Genomic DNA, 16,832 nt, shown 5'->3' on the forward strand with positions numbered 1-16,832 from the left:
CGGCTCGCCGCCGGTCCGGATCCCCAGAGAAACCGATTAGGGGCGGGAAATCACCAGGCGATGCGCAGCTCGGAAGGCCCGCGGACGATCACGCCGTATTCCCATTTCACGCCTTCGCGGCCGTCCGCCAGGCGCATTTCCGGGAATCGGGCGAGGATCGCCTTGAGTGCCTCCTGCAGCTCCAGCCGGGCCAGCTGCGCGCCGATGCAGTGGTGCGGGCCGTGCCCGAACGCGACGTGCGGGTTGGGGCTGCGCGTCAGGTCGATGGTGTCCGGGTTCGCGAACACCTCCGGGTCGCGGTTGGCCGCGTGCAGCGCCGGCAGCACCGGGTCGCCCGCGCGCACCACGACGTCGCCGAAGCGGATGTCCTCGGTGGCGTACCGGGCGAACATCGCCGCGGTGTTGATCGGCACGTACCGCAGCAGCTCTTCGACGGCGGTCGGCATGAGGTCCGGGTCGGCGCGCAGCAGAGCCAGCTCGTCCGGATTCGTCAGCAACGTGAAGATGAAACTGGGCAGGGCCGTGGAAACCGTCTCCACACCACCGGTCAGCAGGCCGGCGCCGGCGATCGAGATCAGCTCGTTCTCGGTGAGCTTGTCCCCCGCGTCACGCGCGTAGACGAGCGCGCCGAGCAGGTCGTCGGTCGGCTCCTCACGGCGCTGGGCCACCAGGCCGGCGACGTACGCGTCGAGCTGGTCTCCGTAGACGTCGAGCACGTCGCCCTTCGCCGTGGCGTCGCTGACCAGCGCCTGCGTCCACTCGCTGAAGATCTTGTGGTCCTCCTGCGGCACCCCGAGCAGGTCGCAGATCACCGTGACCGGCAGCGGCCGCGCCAGCTGCTCGACCAGGTCGGCCGAGTCGCCTTCGGCCGTCATCTCGTCCAGCAGCCGGTTGACCAGCTCGCGCACGCCCTCCCGCATCTGCTCCAGCCGGCGCGCGGTGAACGCCTTGCCCACCAGCCGGCGCAGCCGCGAGTGGTCCGGCGGGTCCATGCCCATGATGCCGTCACCCATCTGCTGGCGGCGCATCCGCGGCTGGTCGAGGCCCTGCGCCAGCTCGCGGCTGAACCGCGAGTCGGTGGTCACCAGCTTGACGTCGGCGTACCGCGTGGCCAGCCAGGCGGCCTCGCCGAACGGCATCTGCACCCGGCTCAGCGGCTCTTCGCGCTGCAGGACGTGGTACTGCTCGGAAACGGAGATCTCGTGCATGTCGAACGGATAGGCGCGGACGGTCCGTCGGGTGCTCATCGCGAATCCCCTCCAATCGCGGTCATGGGCTGCTCCAGGAACTGGGCGTCGTAGGTGTTCTGGACATGCGAAAGCGCCGACATCAACGTCGACGAGGTGATCTTCCCGGGGCTCCGGCGCTCCACGACGTGCCTGAGCGGGAGCGAGCCGAGGTCGGACCATCCGAGCCGGCCGTGGCTGTCGAGGTAGCTGCGGGCCTGCCCGGCGTTGTCCGGGTGCAGGCAGAACGGGACGTCGAGCAGGCCGCGCTTGAACGCGACCACGATCGCGCGGCCGAGGTCGGCGTGACTGTTCAGCACGGCGTCGACGAGTGCGTACGCCTCGCGGTAGACCTGATTGTCACTGTCTACTGTGGCCTTTCCGGTGACCGAGCGCGCGGTCGCGGTCGCGTGCTCCAGCGCCGAGACGTTCTCCGCGACGGTCGGGATGCGGTGCGCCTCCGCGACCGTCTTCACGATCAGCCGTTCCGAGCCCGTGGTCATCGCCAGTTCGGCTGCCTTCGCGAGCAGGCCGCGCGCGCCGTCCGGGGTGCGGGGGAACAGGCCCATGTACGCGTAGATGACCACGTGCCAGGTCGCCCCCGGCAGGAGCTCGGCGCACAGCCGGCGCAGCGCGGAGACGGCCTCCTGGTCCTGCGTCAGGTCGGTCTGCTGCGCGTAGCTCACCGAAATGCTGCGCAATCCCTTGCGGTAGAAGAACAATGCCTCCAGGACGCTCAGCGCGATCAGCTCGCTGGGCGGGCACAGCTGGCCCATCATGCAGCCGCCGAACGTCTCCAGGTGCGGGCGCCCGGCCGGGTGTTCGGCGTCCATCAACAGGTCACAGCAATGCGACCAGTTGCGCACGGCCTCGTCGAGCGGCGTGCGGCTGTAGGGCAGGCAGTAGGAGACAGGGCCGCCTTCGGTGGCGTGCAGGCCGGCCTTGATCATCGCGCGGAAGATGTCCGCGGGCCGCGCCGAACCGTGTCGCACCTGCACCGGGAAGTCCGGGCCCTCGATGCCGTCGAGCATGGCCCGCGTGACCTCGGCGGGATGGTTGACGATCGGGTAGCCGTTCAGCGCGATCCCGTTGCGCAGCGCGTGCGCCACGGAATCGGTGTCGCAGACACGGGTGTAGCTGTCGAGCGTGACGGTGCCGACGCTCACGGCATCCGCCGCCTTCGTCGCGGCCAGCCCGGCCCGCATCACCGCAGGGTCGGCGAAGCCCAGCCGCGGCTGCACCACGAGTTCGCCGGCCGCGTGCCGGCTCGCGACGAACTCTTCGAAGCTCATGCCGCCTCCGCGGGAAAAATTGCGTCGGCGGTGCTCATGCCGCCTCCGCGGGAAAAAGCACGTCGGCGGTGCTCATACTGCCGGCCCCTCCGCCCGCACCGGCAGCTGAGCCCCAGCCCCCGGCAACGCCGCGGCGAACCGGCGGAACGAAGCCGCGCCCTGATGGTCGTCGAACACCGCGTCGAACCCGGCCAGCAGCAGTTGCCCGGTCTCCTCCTCGGTCAGCGGGCCGCCGACGCCGAGCTTGCCGCCGATCACCACGGGCAGCGCCCGCAGCTCCTCGAACGCCCGCAGGCGCTGGACCACCCGCAGACCGTCCTGGTAGCCGTGGCCGTTGACGCTGCTGAGTACGAGCATCGCGGGCCGGCGGCTCAGGCACTCCGACTCCAGCAGCTCGTCGGGCACGCAGGCGCCGAGGTTCACCACGTCGAAGCCCAGCTCGCCGACCAGCAGCTCCAGGTACACCAGGTTCCAGGTGTGCGAATCCGAAGCCATGCTGCTGACGATCACTGTGTGCCGGTCCGGCACGGCCGCGACACTTCCGCCGTAAGCGCGCATTTCCTCGCTCATGGGGAAACCTCGTAGGCCCGCTGATAGTCCAAACGCGACACCGAGACGACGTCCGCGCCGCGCACCACGACCTCCGTCGGGGCCGGGCGGCCGAGGAAGCTGATCAGGCTGGCGGTGACGCCGTACGCGCCGACGTTCGGCACCGTCACGACATCGCCGACCGACAGTTCGGGCAGCTTGGCCGCCTTCGCCAGCGAATCCCCGGGAGTACACAGTGGACCGACGAGGCTGCCGACCTGGAATTCCTCGCCCTCGACGCCGACCGCGGCGGGCAGCAGCCGGCCGATGCCGGACAGGCCGCCGAGCGCGTTGATCCCGGCGTCCAGGATGACGAACCGCTGACCGCGGCTCTCCTTCACGTTCACCACGCCGGCCAGCAGCGAGCCGCTGGAGCCGGACAGGTAACGGCCGGACTCGCAGGCCAGCTCGATGCCGCCGTCACGCCACTCGGGCAGGTACAGGTCGAGCAGCACCTCCAGCCCGGCGCGCAGCTTCGGGTAGTCGGTGCGCGGGCCCGGCACGGCGTACGGCGAAGAGAAGCCGCCGCCGATGTCCAGGAACTCCAGCGGCAGCCCGACTTCCCGGCGCAGCTGCGCGGCCGACTGCAACACGAACTCGTACTCGCTGAGCAGGCTGTCCTCGTCCTGCGCGTTGCTCATGGTGAAGAAGTGCGCGCCGACGACACGGGTGCCGGGCACCGCCTTCAGCGCGGGCATGAGCGAGGGCAGCGTCTCGGCGTCGATGCCGAACTGCGAGGGACGGCCCATCATCCGGATGCCACTGGACGCGCTGCCCTGCGTGGTGTTGACGCGCAGCAGGCAGGAGACCGTCACGCCGTGCTTTTCCGCCGCGGCGCCGACGTGCTGCAGGTCCGAAAGCGACTCGACGGAGAACGTCCGGACGCCAGTGGCGATCGCGTGCTCCAGCTCGCCGTTCGTCTTGCCGGGCCCGGTGTAAAGGATCTCCCCCGGTTCGAAGCCGGCGGCCAGGGCGTTCGCCAGCTCGCCGGTGGAGCTGATCTCCGCGCGGCAGCCGCCGGAACGCAGTTCCCGCGCGATCTCCGGGTGCGGGTTGGCCTTCAGCGCGTAGTACAGCTGGAAGCCCTCGGGCAGCAGGCCGAACAACTGGTCGCGGGACTCGGCGACCACGTCGAGGTCGTAGACATACGCGGGCGTGCCGAACTTCGCGGCCAGCTCGGGGTATTGGCTCATGCCTGGGCACCTTCCACCAGCAGGGCGAGTTCTTTGGTCGCGTTCTTGCCGTGCGCCGTGAGCGGGAACTCGTCGACGACGTGGCAGAGCGAAGGGACCTTCTGCGGTTCCAGCCGCTGGGCCAGCTCCCGCAGGACCGTGGTCGGCGGGAGGTCGCTCTCCACGCAGATGGCCAGGTCCCGTGTCTCGCTCGGCGGGATCGCGCCGGCCGCGCGCACCCCGGGGATGTCCATCGCCGCGGCCTCGATCTCCAAAGTGGACATCCGGATGCCCTTGCGCTTGAACATGTCGTCGCGGCGGCCCTCGAAGTAGAGGTAGCCGTCGGCGTCCAGGCGGCCGTAGTCGCCGGTGTGCAGGCGGAGCCCGCCGGTGGCCTCGTCGGGGCGGAACGCGCTGGCCGTCAGCTCCGGCGCGCGCCAGTAGCCGGGCATCACGTGCGGGCCGGCGGCGACGATCTCGCCGATGTCGCCGGCCGGCAGCTCGGTGCCGTCGGCCGCGAGGATGTGCACGGACGTGCCGGGCAGCGGCAGCCCGGACGCGCCTGGCCGCTCGGTGTCCTCTTCGGGCGGCATGATGGTGATCCGCTTGCACTCGGTCTGGCCGAACTGGCGGACCACGCGGGCGCCCGGGAAGGCGTTGCGCAGCTTGGTGATGGTCGCGTCGGGCAGCGCGGCGCCCGTGTTGGTGAACAGGCGCACGGGCGCGGTGGCCGTCTCGCGCTCGGCCAGCGTGGCGATCATCGTGGCGAGCGACGGGACGATGGGGACCACCGTGGCGCCGACCTCGCGCATCCGCTGCAGCAGCCGCAGGTCGGATTCCGCGTCGGCGAGCACGATCTCGCTGCGGCCGAGGGTGGCCAGCAGGACCTTGTAGAGGCCGTAGTCCCAGGACATCGGGAACCGGCAGAACACCACGTCGTCGGCGCGGTAGCCGAGCACGGCCTGGATCGCGCGGGCGGCGAAGGTGACCTGGCGGTGCGGGCCGATCACGCCCTTGGGCGCGGCGGTGCTGCCGGAGGTGTAGATGAGCACGGCGACGTCGTCGGGCGCCACCTCGGTCGGCTCGGCCCGCTCGCCGGCGCGGAACGCCGCGTCGACCTCGTTCCACAGTGGACCGAACTCGGCGGGCGTGAGCACCAGCCGCGGCTCGGCGTTGGCCACCACGGAGTCGAAGTGGAACTTCTTCATCGCCGGGTTGATCGGCACGAACACCGCGCCGCGCCGGGTGGTCCCGTAGAACAGCGCGACCAGCTCGCGGTTGGTCGGCAGCTGCACGACCACGCGGTCCCCGTGCCCCACCCCGCGACGGGCGAGCACGGCCTCCACCGCCCGGCTCCACTCCGCGACCTCCGTGTAGGTCCACCCGCCTTCGCGGTCGCGCACCGCCGTGGCCCCCGCCGCGTCGGCCACGGCCTCGTCCAGCGGCGAAAACACCAGCGAACCGCCAGGAGAATCGTTCACGACTGCCACTCCCATGTACTCGACGGGACTGCCCCGAATGACTGCGTGCCGGCGCGGAATCCCCTCCCCCGACGTGGCAGAAAACTAGCCGCGACGCCTCGCGCGGTCACACCCCTAACGGCCCCTAAGCGGCTTCCCGGGACGGCACGCGAAAAGGCCTGCCCCGCCCGGAAACCCAGGCAGAGCAGGCCTTTTCAGATCCGCTTGAGACTAGCCGCGCACGCCCGAGCGACGGCGGCCGATGTGGTGTGCCACAGCGACGGCGACACCAACCGCGACAACGGCTCCGGTCGCGACCGGGCTCAGGAACTTCGACAGGCTCGGCGCGGTGCTCGGCCCGATCAGCCAGACCGCCATCGGCACGGCGTAAGCCGCGGTGAGCGCGCCGGTCCACCAACCCAGCGCGCGCAGGCGGGTGTCTCGCAGGGTCCCGATCACCACCACGGCGATCGGGAGGCCCGCCAGGAAGGCGAACTGGCCGAGCACGAAGACGGGGACCAGCCAGGCCGCGATCAGCACGGTCAGCGAGGTGCGGCGGACGGCGGCGTTCGTACGGTCGCGGTGCGGAGCGGTGGTGGTCATCGTCTTCTCCTCAGGTGGCCAGTGCTTCTTGCGTTAGTTAGAAGCTATAACACTTCGTCATAGGAGGCAATAGGCAAAGTGAGAGGTTCTAACCAACCCGCCGGCCAGGCAGAAGCACCGGCCTCACCCGACCGGCACCGGGCTGAGCAGCTCGGCCGCCACCCCCGCCAGCGCCTTGCGGTCGATCTTGCGGTTGGTGTTCAGCGGGAACTCGTCGACATGGCGGTAGTGCCGCGGGATCACCCCCTCCGGCAGCACCTGGCGCAGCGCGCGGACCAGCTCGATGACCGGCCGTTCCCCGCCGGTGTAGAAGACGAACAGCTCCGTACCCGCGTCGCCCGCGACGCCGAGGGCCACCGCATCCAGCACGCCGCAGTCGCGCAACGCGTGCTCCACCTCCGTCAGCTCGATGCGCCAGCCGAGCACCTGCACCTGCGAGTCGAGCCGGCCGAGGTAGGCCAGGTCGTCGCCCCCGAGACGGCGGACGCGGTCGCCGGTGCGGTAGAAACGGCGGCCGTCGCGGTCGAGGAAGCGGCCGCGTTCGTCGGCCGGGTCGAGGTAACCCGGCGTCAGCTGCGGGCCTGCGATGGCTAGCTCGCCTTCCTCCGGTTCCTCGACATCCCCCGGGCCCAGCAGCAGGTAGTCGTGGCCCGCGTGGACTTCCCCGATCGGGACCACGCCGTTGACCGCGACCCGCGGCGTCACCTCGTCGTCCCACCGGTAACCGGCGACGGTGATGGTCAGCTCGGTGGGGCCGTACAGGTTTTCCGCGATCGCGTTCGGCGCCGCGATCCGCCAGTCCGCCGTGTCCCGCACGGTCAGCGCCTCGCCCGCGAAGAAGCTCCACCGCAACCCCGGCAGCGCGCCCGGGGTGAGCCCGCCGGTGCGGCGGACCAGGTCGATCGCGCTCGGCGTGGAGAACCACACCGTCAGCCCGCGCTCGGCCGCGAACGCCGGCAGGTTCCGGTACGCCGTACCGGGCAGCACCACCGCGGGCGCCCCCGCTCCCCACGCGCAGAACAGGTCGAACATCGCGCAGTCGAAGTTCAGGTCGAAGGTCTGCGAGAACACGTCTTCCGGGGTGAAGTCGTACCGCTCGTCGAGCAGGCCGAAGTAGTGCTCGGTGGCGGCGTGGCCGATCCGGACCCCCTTGGGGCGCCCGGTGGAGCCGGAGGTGAACAGCACGTACGCGGTGTCCTCCGGACGCACCGGCCGAGGCGTCGTCAACGCCTGAGCCTCGCGCGGGCGCAGTACCGAAGGCTGGTCGCCGCACTCGGGCGCCAGCACGGTGACCGACGGAGGCACCAGGGTGAGGCCGCGCGCGTCCGCGACCACCGCGTCCACCCCGGCCGCCTCGATCATCTGCGCGGTGCGGGCGGCCGGGAAGTCCGGGCGCAGCGGGACCACCGTCGCGCCGGCGTACAGCCCGGCCAGGATCCCGGCATAGGCGGTGACTCCCTTGCCCGCCAGCACCCCTACGGTGCGGGCGCCGGCCTCGGCCAGCGCACCGCCCCACAGCAGCGCCAGCTCGTGCAGCCGGTCGTAGGTGATGGCCTGCTCACCCACGTGGACGGCCACGCCGCCGTCCGATCGTTCGAGGCCGCGCAGGAACCGCGAGTGCAGTCCGCCGGTGAAGCTCGTGTCCATCGTGGTCCTCCGCCAGTAATAGGGGTGCCAACGCGTCGATCCGGGACGGCGACGCGAGGTAGAGTCCAAAACCGAACCGGGCGGTCGGTTTCATGCCTGGGAGATCCGAACCTAGTCGATCCGGAGCAGCCATGTGGGACAGCACTTTCGACGAGACCCTTCGCACGTTCCTTCCGTTCCTGCCCGCCGAGGAGGCGCTGACCGCCGAAACCCCGCTGCGGGAGTACGGGCTCGACTCGCTCGCGACCGTCGAGCTGCTCGCCTTGCTGGAGCAGAACTACAACGTGCGCTTCGAAGACGACGCCCTGAACCTGGAAACGTTCGAGAACCCCGGCCGCCTGTGGGCGACCCTGTCCGAGCTCCAGCCGGCTAGCTGACGCGGGACGGACCCGCGCCCCGGCGCCGTGGCTGAAGGGCCATCCGCGGGTTCACGGTGACCACCTCGAACCGGCTCGTGGTGGCGCGGACCCGGCCGAACAGCGTGTCCGGCCCCGCCACCCAGAGCTTCCGAACGCCGAGCTGCTCCAAGGAGGACACGACATGCGGCCAGCGCAGCGGTTTGACGATGCTGTCCAGCAGCATCGTGCGCACCTGCTCGCCGGAGCGCAGGATCGAGCCGTCCTGGTCGGCGACGATGGGCAGCAGCGGGTCGTGGAAGTCGAGGCCGCCAAGGACTTCGTCCTCCGCCTTGCGCCGCAACGCCCCGAACGCGCCGGAGTGCAGCGGTGGCCGCATCGTGTACAGCGACAGCCCGCCCATGCTCCGGATCGCCTGCTTCAGCCAGTCGAGGTTCCGCTCGCGCAGCGAGACCATGTAGAAGTCGTGGTCGATGTAACACGAGATGTCGGACCACTCGCCGCGGCCGGTCAGCTCGGCGAGGGCTTCGTTGAGCTTCTCCTCCGGGGTGCGGACGAACGAGTGCGTGACCACGTCGGTGTACTCGGTGGCGAAGAACTCGTTGAGGCAGCGGGCGAGCTCCGCGGTCATCCACACGGCGTCGGGGAAGGTCAGCGAGCCGGCGTACACACTGGCCGGCTTCTCGCCGAAGCTCGGGCCGGTGCAGTAGTCGGGGCTCAGCTCGTACTCCTGCTCGGCCCATTCGGCGAGCGCAAGACAGGTCAGCATGAACCCGACCTGGGCGTACTCGGAGTAGTCGCCGTCGGCCTCGCGGAAACGGTCGACCAGCGGGTAGCCCAGCCGGTCGTTCGCCTCCCCGATCAGCCGGCGGGCGAACGGGTTGATCAGCAGGAACTTGCCGAAGTCGGCGAACCGGCACGGGCTCATCCCGGGGAACACGACCGCCGATCCGGCCCGGTTGGCCTCATCCATGACTGGCGACCTCTCTCTCGGCGGCCCGGCGCACGGGCTCGCGGGGGTGGACGTGCTGCAGGAAGCCCAGCAGGACTTCCCGGAACCGCTCGGGTTCCTCGAGGTGCGGGACGTGGCTGGAGTGCTCGAAAATCTCCCAGCGCACGTCGTGGATCCGGTCGAAGTACGGCTGGACGGTCACCGGGGTGGCCTCGTCGTGCCGGCCGGAAATGAGCAGGGTGGGTGCCTCGATGTCGTCGAGGTACTCGATCACGGAGTAGTCCTTCAGCGTGCCCGAGACGGTGAACTCGCTCGGCCCGTTCATCGTGGCGTAGACGGTGTTGTCCTCCGCCATCTCCATGAACGAGGCGAGGTAGTCACTCGGCCACGGCAGCGTCCGGCAGACGTGGCGGTCGTAGAACACCCGCATCAGGTCGAAGTACTCCTGCGTGGTGGTGGTTCCGGCGGCCTCGTGCGCCCGCAGCCGGGCGTCGACATCGGACGGGAGCCGCGCGCGGAGCACGTCCATCTCCTGGCGCCACAACGGGTACGAAGCCGGCGAGTTCGCGATCACCAGCCCACGCAAGCCGTCCGGGCGCTGCGCGGCGTGCCGCGCGACGACCAAGCCGCCCCACGACTGCCCATACAGGACGTAATTGTCCTCGATGCCCAGCCGGTGCAGCAGGTTGTCCAGCTCGTCGGCGAACAGCTCCGGGGTCCAGAAGTCCGCGCCCCGCTCCGGCAGGTGCGTCGAACCGCCGCTGCCCAGCTGGTCGTAGTGGACCACCGGCCACCCGTGCGCGGCCAGCTCACCGAGATTGCGCAGGTAGTCGTGAGTGCTCCCGGGCCCGCCGTGCACCACGACCACGGCAGGCAGCTCGCCGCCGACGTCGCCGGTGACCCGGTACCACGTGCGGTACTCGCCGAAAGGAACCCAGCCCTTCGCGGTGGGTGCCACGGCCATGCTCATCACCTCTTTTGTCTCCCTCGTCCGGCGTTGCTTCGAAGCCTTCGCGGCCGGATCCACCTTCATGTCTATCCGCCGCGCCCGCGTCGCGACCAGCCCCTAAGGGGCGTCTAAAGCGCAGCTAAGCCCGACCACTTCCTTACCGCTCAACGGATCCCCGCGGAAGGCCCCGGCGCCCGAACAGGGGTGCGCCACCCCTAGCCACTGCTTCCAGGGTCGGCCGGGCGGGCCGGCGGGACTACCGTTTTCCCCGTACCAGCAGCGTTTCCCACCCGCGAAATCGGAGAGTGCGGCCATGCGCGTCCTGTTGATGGTCTTCCCCACGAGGACGCACGTCTACAGCATGGCGCCGGTCGGCTGGGCGCTGGCCGCGGCCGGGCACGAGGTCCGCTTCGCCGGGCAGCGCAATCCGCGTGAGGTGGAGTCGTTCGCCGAAACCGGCCTCGACGCGATGTGGTTCGGCGGCGAGCTGGACATCGCCCGGCACCGGCGGCTGCAGGTCGACGGCGACAACGCGATGCAGGGCGGCTTCCGCATCTCCGAGAGCCGGCCCGAGCGGTACACCGAGGAGTACGTGCGCAACGTCTACGAGCACTGGGTCGAGGTCTTCCGCTGGACCACCCCCGAGCCGCTGCTCGACGAGCTGGTCCGGTTCGCCCGGCAGTGGCAGCCGGACCTCGTCGTCTGGGACCCGATGATCTACGCCGCGCCGATCGTCGCGCAGGCCATCGGTGTGCCGCACCTGCGGATGATGTACGCCGCGGACCAGACCGCGCGCATCGGCGCGCAGTACCGCGACCTGCGCGCGCACCGCACGGAGGACACGGCGCCGGACCCGTTCGTGGAGTGGATGTCCGCGGCCGTCGGGCGGTTCGGCGCGGACTACGGGGAAACGCTGCGCTACGGCGTCAAGACCATCGACTGCCACCCGTCCTACCTGCGTTACGAAGGCGTCGACGTGGACTACGTGCCGGCCCGTTTCGTAGCGCACAACAAGCCGATGGCGATCCCGAGATGGGTGCTGGAGCGGCCGCGGCGGCCGCGCGTGATGCTGACGCTGGGCATCTCGAACCGGCAGGTGCTCGGCGTCGAGGAGACGTCGGTGGCCGACCTGCTCGACGGCCTCGCGGACCTCGACGTCGAGGTGATCGCGACCCTCAACGCCGCGCAGCTGGCCACCGTGCCCAAGGTCCCGGACAACGTCCGCGCCGTCGACTTCGTGCCGATGAACGAGCTGCTCGCGAGCTGCTCGGCGATCGTGCACCAGGGCGGCGGCGCGACGATCGGCAACGCCGTGGTCAACGGCGTTCCGCAGCTCGTCATCCCCGGCACCACCTGGAGCGAGCGCGTCTCGGCGGTCGCGCAGGTCAAGCGCGGCAACGGGTTGCTGGTGGACCTGGAGGACGTCACGCCCGGCTCCGTGCGCGAAGGGATCCAGCGGCTGCTGGAAGAGCCGGGCTTCCGCGAGAGCGCGCTCGAGGTGCGCGACGAGATGCTGGCCACGCCGACGCTGGACGAGCTGGTGCCGGAGTTCGAACGGATCGCGCGATGCCGGTGAAGCAGCGGCCGCACGCGATCCGGACCATCGGGTTCCTGATCGCGAGCTTCCCGCTGCGGCTGCCGGCGTTCATCCTGACGCTGGTGTCGATAGTGCTCGGCGTCGCGACCACCATGCTGTGGGCCGGCATCCCGATCCTCATCGCCGCCACGTCCATCGCCCGCGGCTTCGCCGACCTCGAACGCCGCTGGGTGCGCACGATGCTCGGCATCGAGATCGCCGACCCGATCCGGCGCCCGCACGGGAACGGGCTGCTGCAGACGTGGCAGACCCGGTTCATCGACCCCGTCACCTGGCGTGAGCTGGGGTTCGTGCTGCTGGCGCTGCCCTTGGGCATCTTCGAGTTCGTGGCCGGGATCGTCTCGGTGGTGGTGCCGCCGTTCGGCATCTTCGTCGCGCCGCGGATCGGGGCGATGCACGGCGCGCTCTCGCTGTCGATGCTCGGCCCGGACCGGACCGCGCAGCTGGAGGCGCGCACGCGCCAGCTCAAGGACTCGCGCGCCCGCGGTGTCGACGCCGTGGAGGCCGAGCGCCGGCGGATCGAACGCGATCTGCACGACGGCGCGCAGCAGCGGCTGGTGGCCGTCGCGATGAGCCTCGGCCGCGCGCAGCTGAAGCTCGACACCGACAACCAGGCGGACGTGCGCGAACTCATCGGCGCCGCGCACAGCGACGCCAAGCTCGCCGTCTCCGAGCTGCGCGACCTCGCGCGCGGGATCTACCCGCCGGTGCTGCAGGACCGCGGCCTCGACGCGGCGCTGTCCTCGCTGACCGCGCGCATGCCGCTCCACGTGGACGTCGAGGTGACGGTGGAACCGCGGCCGCCCGCGCCGGTCGAGACCACGACGTACTTCATCGTCAGCGAGACGCTCACCAACATCGCCAAGCACTCCGGCGCCGACCGCGCCTCGGTCCGGGTCACCCGCGACGCCGCCACCGTGGTCGTCGAGATCATCGACAACGGCCACGGCGGCGCCTCGGTGCGCCCCGGCGGCGGGCTGGCCGGGCTGGCCGACCGGGCCGCCACCATCGACGGGGTGCTCACCGTGGTCAGCCCCGTGGGCGGGCCGACCGTGGTGCGCGCCGACCTGCCGGTCCGCTGGTGACCCCTCCGCCATCCGCTCAGCACCGAACCTCCCGAGGAGCACCCCATGCGCGTCGTGATCGCCGAAGACTCCGTGCTGCTGCGCGCGGGTGTGCAGAGCCTGCTCGCCGACGTCGGCATCGAGACCGCCGCCGCCGTCGACAACGGCGACGACCTGCTGGTCGCCATCCGCGAGCACCATCCCGACCTGGTGATCGCCGACGTCCGCATGCCCCCGACCTTCACCGACGAAGGCCTGCGCGCGGCTTTGGCCGCCCGTAAGGAGATCCCGGGCCTGCCGGTGCTGGTGGTCTCGCAGTACGTCGAGGGCAGCTACGCGGTCGACCTCATCGCCGAGGGCACCTCCGGCGTCGGCTACCTGCTGAAAGAACGCGTCGCCGACGTGGCCGACTTCCTGGAGTCCGTCCGCCGCGTGGCCGGCGGCGGCTCCGCCATCGACCCGGACGTGGTCGCCCAGATGCTCTCCCGCAGCAAGGACCCGCTCGACGCGCTCACCGCCCGTGAGACCGAGGTCCTCGGCCTGATGGCCCAGGGCCTGTCCAACGCCGCGATCGCCAAGTCGCTGGTGGTGACCCAGGGCGCCGTGGAGAACCACATCAGCAACATCTTCGCCAAACTCGGCCTGGAAGCCAGCCGCGACGAGAACCGCCGGATCCGCGCGGTGCTCACCTATTTGGACAGCACCGCCGTGCGGGCGTGATTGACTGTCGAGAACGGCCGGCCGGCTCCGTCCCCGTGACAGCCGCGGCCACCAGGGCCGTACGACAGGAAGGACCGCCCGCCATGGCCGTCGCCGAAGACCTCGACCGCGCGACCGACTCGGCCGACCCGGACTGGGGCTGGGTCGCCGAGCAGACCCGCACGTATCTGAACTCCGGCGGCACCGAGGGCCACGAGTCCGACGGCGTGTACTCGCTCGTGCTCGCCACCACCGGCCGCCGGAGCGGCGAGCCGCGTCGCACCTGCCTGATCTACGGCACCTCCGGCGAAGACTTCGTGGTGGTCGCCTCCAAGGGCGGCGCCGACGAGGACCCGCAGTGGTTCAAGAACCTCCAGGCCGAGCCCAGCGTCGGGGTGCAGGCCGGCACCCGCCGGTTCACCGCGCGCGCCCGCGTCGCCTCCCCGGACGAGCGCGGTCCCCTGTGGACGCTGATGACGCGGATCTTCCCGCTGTACGAGGAGTACGCGCAGAAGACCGACCGGGTGATCCCGATCGTCCTGCTCACTCCGCAGGCCTGACCGGCTCAGCGCGCCGCACGCCAGCTCGTCGCCACCTGGAACCGGCGCGGGCGCGGGACCAGCCGCGCGGGGAGAACCACGGTCTTGTCCGCGGCGGCGCCCACCGCGGACAGGACCGCGACCAGCGCCGCCAGCTCGGCGTCGTCCGGCGAACCGCGCACGATGCGCACCTCGGGCGCGCCCATCAGACGGGCGGGTTCCCGTGCTTGCGCGCCGGGATGTCGGCGTGCTTGGTACGCAGCATGGCGAGCGCGCGGATCAGCAGCGACCGCGTCTCGGCCGGCTCGATCACGTCGTCCACGAGACCGCGTTCGGCCGCGTAGTACGGGTGCATCAGCTCGGTCCGGTACTCCTTGATCTTGAGGCGCCGCATGGCTTCCGGATCGTCGGCGGCCTTGATCTCGCGGCGGAAGATCACGTTCGCCGCGCCCTCCGCGCCCATCACCGCGATCTCGTTCGTCGGCCAGGCCAGGGAGACGTCCGTGCCGATCGAGCGCGAGTCCATCACGATGTACGCGCCGCCGTAGGCCTTGCGCAGGATCAGCTGGACCCGCGGCACCGTGGCGTTGCAGTAGGCGTACAGCAGTTTCGCGCCGTGGCGGATGATGCCGCCGTGCTCCTGGTCGACGCCGGGCAGGAAGCCGGGCACGTCCACGAGCGTCACGAGCGGGATGTTGAACGCGTCGCAGGTCTGCACGAACCGCGCGGCCTTCTCACTGGCCTCGATGTCGAGCACCCCGGCCAGCATGGCCGGCTGGTTCGCGACGATGCCGACCACGTGGCCGTCCAGCCGGGCCAGCGCGCACACCACGTTCTTCGCCCAGCCCGCGTGCACCTGGAGGAACTCGCCGTCGTCGACGATCTCTTCGAGCACGCTGCACATGTCGTACGCGCGGCTCGAATCGGTGGGCACCAGGTCGAGCAGGCGGTCGGTGCGGCGGTCGGCCGGATCGCCGGCCGGCTCGTGCGGCGGGGCCTCGTTGTTGTTGGACGGCAACAGGGAAAGCAGGTACCGCACGTCTTCGAGGCAGCTCGGCTCGTCGTCGTAGACGAACGCGGCCACGCCGGAGGTCGCGGCGTGCACGTCGGCGCCGCCCAGGCCGTTCTGCGTGATCTCCTCGCCGGTCACCGCCTGCACCACGTCCGGGCCGGTGATGAACATCTGCGAGGTTTCGCGGACCATGAACACGAAGTCCGTCAACGCCGGCGAATACGCCGCGCCGCCCGCGCACGGGCCGAGCATCACGGAGATCTGGGGGATCACGCCGGAGCACCGGGTGTTGCGCCGGAAGATGCCGCCGTAGCCGGCGAGCGCGGTCACGCCCTCCTGGATCCGGGCGCCGGCGCCGTCGTTGAGGGAGACCAGCGGGGCGCCCGCGGCCTCGGCCAGGTCCATCACCTTGTGGATCTTCTGCGCGTGCGCCTCGCCCAGCGCGCCGCCGAAGATACGGAAGTCGTGGGCGTAGACGAACACGGTGCGGCCGTGCACGGTCCCCCAGCCGCAGACGACGCCGTCGGAGTACGGGCGGCGGTGCTCCAGCCCGAACCCGGTGGCGCGGTGGCGGCGCAGGGACTCGAGCTCGGTGAACGTGCCGGGGTCGAGCAGCAGCTCGATGCGCTCGTGCGCGGTCAGCTTGCCGCGTTCGTGCTGCCGGAGCGTCGCGACGTCGTCGGGCCCGCGCCGCGCCTCTTCCTTGATCTCGCGAAGTTCCCCGAGCCGGTTGCCGAAAGCGCCTTCGACGGCCAGTGCCTCAGACATGGGCCCGCCCCTGGTCTGAGGCACTGGCCAGCCGATCCGCCAGGCGCCGCAGGATCACGTCCTGGTGCCGGGTCAGGAAGAAGTGCCCGCCGGACAGCGGCACCAGCTCGAACTCCGCGGTGGTGTGGCCGGCCCAGGAGGCGACCTCGTCCACGGACGCCACCGGGTCCTCGGTCCCGGTGAACGCCACCACCGGCGTCGACAGGGGGCTGCCCGCGGTGTCGCGGTAGGTCTCGACCGCGCGATAGTCGTTGCGCACCACCGGCAGGATCATGCGGACCACGTCCTCGTCGCCCAGCAGGTCCATCTCGGTGCCGCTCAGGCGGCGCAGTTCGGTGATGACGCCGTCGTCGGTCCGGGTGTGCACGCTTTCGTCGCGCTGCCGGGAGGGCGCGCGCCGCCCGGAGACGAACAGCGCCTCCGCGGGGGTGCCTGCTTGTTCGAGCCGGCGCGCCACCTCGTAGGCGACCATCGCGCCCATGCTGTGGCCGAACAACGCCAGCGGCCGGTCGTCCTTGTCGCGCAGCAGCTCGGCGACCCGGTCGGCGATCGCGCCGATGCTGGTCAGGAACGGCTCGTGCCGCCGGTCCTGCCGCCCCGGGTACTGCACGGCGAGCACCTCGACGCCCGGCGCGAGCGACCGTGAGAGGGGGAAGTAGAACGTGGCCGAGCCACCGGCGTGCGGCAGGCACACCAGCCTGGCCTTCGCTTCGGGCGAGGGGTGGAACCGGCGGAACCAGTTCTCCTCGGCGTCCTCGGAACTTCCGGCCATGTTGTCCCACCGCCTGTTCGTCTCACGGACCAGGGACAGCCCGCCCCGGCGCCTTCCCGACAAGCCACGCTAGCCCGGCGCGACACCGCGGAACGACCCCTAACTGCCCCCTAGCCAACACACTCCATTGTGGACT

At 70.8% G+C, this 16,832-nt stretch carries 17 protein-coding genes; 5 read left to right on the top strand and 12 right to left on the bottom strand.

Annotated elements, in window-relative coordinates; translation table 11 throughout:
• Window positions 1–50: 50 nt before the first annotated feature.
• The 7 genes from BMY97_RS00625 to BMY97_RS00655 all read right to left on the bottom strand — a co-directional run bounded on the left by BMY97_RS00625 (window position 51) and on the right by BMY97_RS00655 (window position 7,988).
• Window positions 51–1,247, bottom strand: coding sequence for a cytochrome P450 (locus BMY97_RS00625; protein ID WP_091610919.1), 1,197 nt, complete (start codon window positions 1,245–1,247; stop codon window positions 51–53).
• Window positions 1,244–2,518: a methylaspartate mutase gene (locus tag BMY97_RS00630; RefSeq protein WP_091610922.1), complete on the bottom strand. Its 1,275-nt coding sequence runs from the start codon at window positions 2,516–2,518 to the stop codon at window positions 1,244–1,246. The genes BMY97_RS00625 and BMY97_RS00630 overlap by 4 nt, the downstream gene beginning before the upstream one ends.
• A gap of 72 nt (window positions 2,519–2,590) precedes the next feature.
• The gene (locus BMY97_RS00635) at window positions 2,591–3,088 is read right to left on the bottom strand and encodes a cobalamin B12-binding domain-containing protein (protein WP_091610925.1); all 498 of its coding nucleotides are present in this window, start codon (window positions 3,086–3,088) and stop codon (window positions 2,591–2,593) included.
• Window positions 3,085–4,299: a type III PLP-dependent enzyme domain-containing protein gene (locus BMY97_RS00640; RefSeq protein WP_091610927.1), complete on the bottom strand. Its 1,215-nt coding sequence runs from the start codon at window positions 4,297–4,299 to the stop codon at window positions 3,085–3,087. The genes BMY97_RS00635 and BMY97_RS00640 overlap by 4 nt, the downstream gene beginning before the upstream one ends.
• Window positions 4,296–5,759 (bottom strand): AMP-binding protein, encoded by a 1,464-nt coding sequence (locus tag BMY97_RS00645; RefSeq protein ID WP_245787070.1) that lies wholly within the window; start codon window positions 5,757–5,759, stop codon window positions 4,296–4,298. The genes BMY97_RS00640 and BMY97_RS00645 overlap by 4 nt, the downstream gene beginning before the upstream one ends.
• A 210-nt stretch (window positions 5,760–5,969) precedes the next feature.
• Window positions 5,970–6,341 (bottom strand): hypothetical protein, encoded by a 372-nt coding sequence (locus BMY97_RS00650; RefSeq protein ID WP_091610932.1) that lies wholly within the window; start codon window positions 6,339–6,341, stop codon window positions 5,970–5,972.
• Window positions 6,342–6,464: 123 nt separating this feature from the next.
• Window positions 6,465–7,988: an AMP-binding protein gene (locus BMY97_RS00655; RefSeq protein ID WP_091610934.1), complete on the bottom strand. Its 1,524-nt coding sequence runs from the start codon at window positions 7,986–7,988 to the stop codon at window positions 6,465–6,467.
• 131 nt (window positions 7,989–8,119) lie between these two features.
• Between BMY97_RS00655 and BMY97_RS00660 the strand changes: the two genes are divergently transcribed.
• Window positions 8,120–8,365: a phosphopantetheine-binding protein gene (locus tag BMY97_RS00660; protein WP_091610937.1), complete on the top strand. Its 246-nt coding sequence runs from the start codon at window positions 8,120–8,122 to the stop codon at window positions 8,363–8,365.
• Here BMY97_RS00660 and BMY97_RS00665 read toward each other — a convergent pair.
• The gene (locus BMY97_RS00665; RefSeq protein WP_091610940.1) at window positions 8,358–9,317 is read right to left on the bottom strand and encodes an ACP S-malonyltransferase; all 960 of its coding nucleotides are present in this window, start codon (window positions 9,315–9,317) and stop codon (window positions 8,358–8,360) included. The two genes, BMY97_RS00660 and BMY97_RS00665, sit on opposite strands and share 8 nt — an antisense overlap.
• Complete coding sequence (locus tag BMY97_RS00670) at window positions 9,310–10,260, bottom strand: proline iminopeptidase-family hydrolase (protein ID WP_091610943.1); 951 nt, start codon at window positions 10,258–10,260, stop codon at window positions 9,310–9,312. The genes BMY97_RS00665 and BMY97_RS00670 overlap by 8 nt, the downstream gene beginning before the upstream one ends.
• 298 nt (window positions 10,261–10,558) lie before the next feature.
• Here BMY97_RS00670 and BMY97_RS00675 point away from each other — a divergent pair, with 298 nt between their 5' ends.
• The 4 genes from BMY97_RS00675 (at window position 10,559) to BMY97_RS00690 (ending at window position 14,165) form a co-directional block, all read left to right on the top strand.
• Window positions 10,559–11,821, top strand: a complete 1,263-nt coding sequence (locus tag BMY97_RS00675; RefSeq protein WP_091610946.1) for a nucleotide disphospho-sugar-binding domain-containing protein — start codon at window positions 10,559–10,561, stop codon at window positions 11,819–11,821.
• Entirely contained in the window at window positions 11,812–12,927 is a 1,116-nt protein-coding gene (locus BMY97_RS00680) for a sensor histidine kinase (protein WP_091610949.1), read from the top strand. Before BMY97_RS00675 ends, BMY97_RS00680 begins: the two co-directional genes overlap by 10 nt.
• Window positions 12,928–12,972: 45 nt before the next feature.
• Window positions 12,973–13,626: a response regulator transcription factor gene (locus BMY97_RS00685; protein WP_177231118.1), complete on the top strand. Its 654-nt coding sequence runs from the start codon at window positions 12,973–12,975 to the stop codon at window positions 13,624–13,626.
• A gap of 83 nt (window positions 13,627–13,709) precedes the next feature.
• Complete coding sequence (locus BMY97_RS00690) at window positions 13,710–14,165, top strand: nitroreductase family deazaflavin-dependent oxidoreductase (RefSeq protein WP_091610952.1); 456 nt, start codon at window positions 13,710–13,712, stop codon at window positions 14,163–14,165.
• A 5-nt stretch (window positions 14,166–14,170) separates the two neighbouring features.
• Here BMY97_RS00690 and BMY97_RS00695 read toward each other — a convergent pair whose 3' ends face one another.
• Genes BMY97_RS00695 through BMY97_RS00705 form a run of 3 tightly spaced genes read right to left on the bottom strand, consistent with a single transcriptional unit; the run spans window position 14,171 to window position 16,696 of the window.
• Window positions 14,171–14,350, bottom strand: coding sequence for an acyl-CoA carboxylase subunit epsilon (locus tag BMY97_RS00695; RefSeq protein WP_091610954.1), 180 nt, complete (start codon window positions 14,348–14,350; stop codon window positions 14,171–14,173).
• Entirely contained in the window at window positions 14,350–15,924 is a 1,575-nt protein-coding gene (locus tag BMY97_RS00700) for an acyl-CoA carboxylase subunit beta (RefSeq protein ID WP_091610957.1), read from the bottom strand. Before BMY97_RS00700 ends, BMY97_RS00695 begins: the two co-directional genes overlap by 1 nt.
• Window positions 15,917–16,696: a thioesterase II family protein gene (locus BMY97_RS00705; protein WP_091610959.1), complete on the bottom strand. Its 780-nt coding sequence runs from the start codon at window positions 16,694–16,696 to the stop codon at window positions 15,917–15,919. Before BMY97_RS00705 ends, BMY97_RS00700 begins: the two co-directional genes overlap by 8 nt.
• Window positions 16,697–16,832: the final 136 nt, after the last annotated feature.

The organism is Amycolatopsis saalfeldensis (genome assembly GCF_900110575.1).
Taxonomy (GTDB): domain Bacteria; phylum Actinomycetota; class Actinomycetes; order Mycobacteriales; family Pseudonocardiaceae; genus Amycolatopsis; species Amycolatopsis saalfeldensis.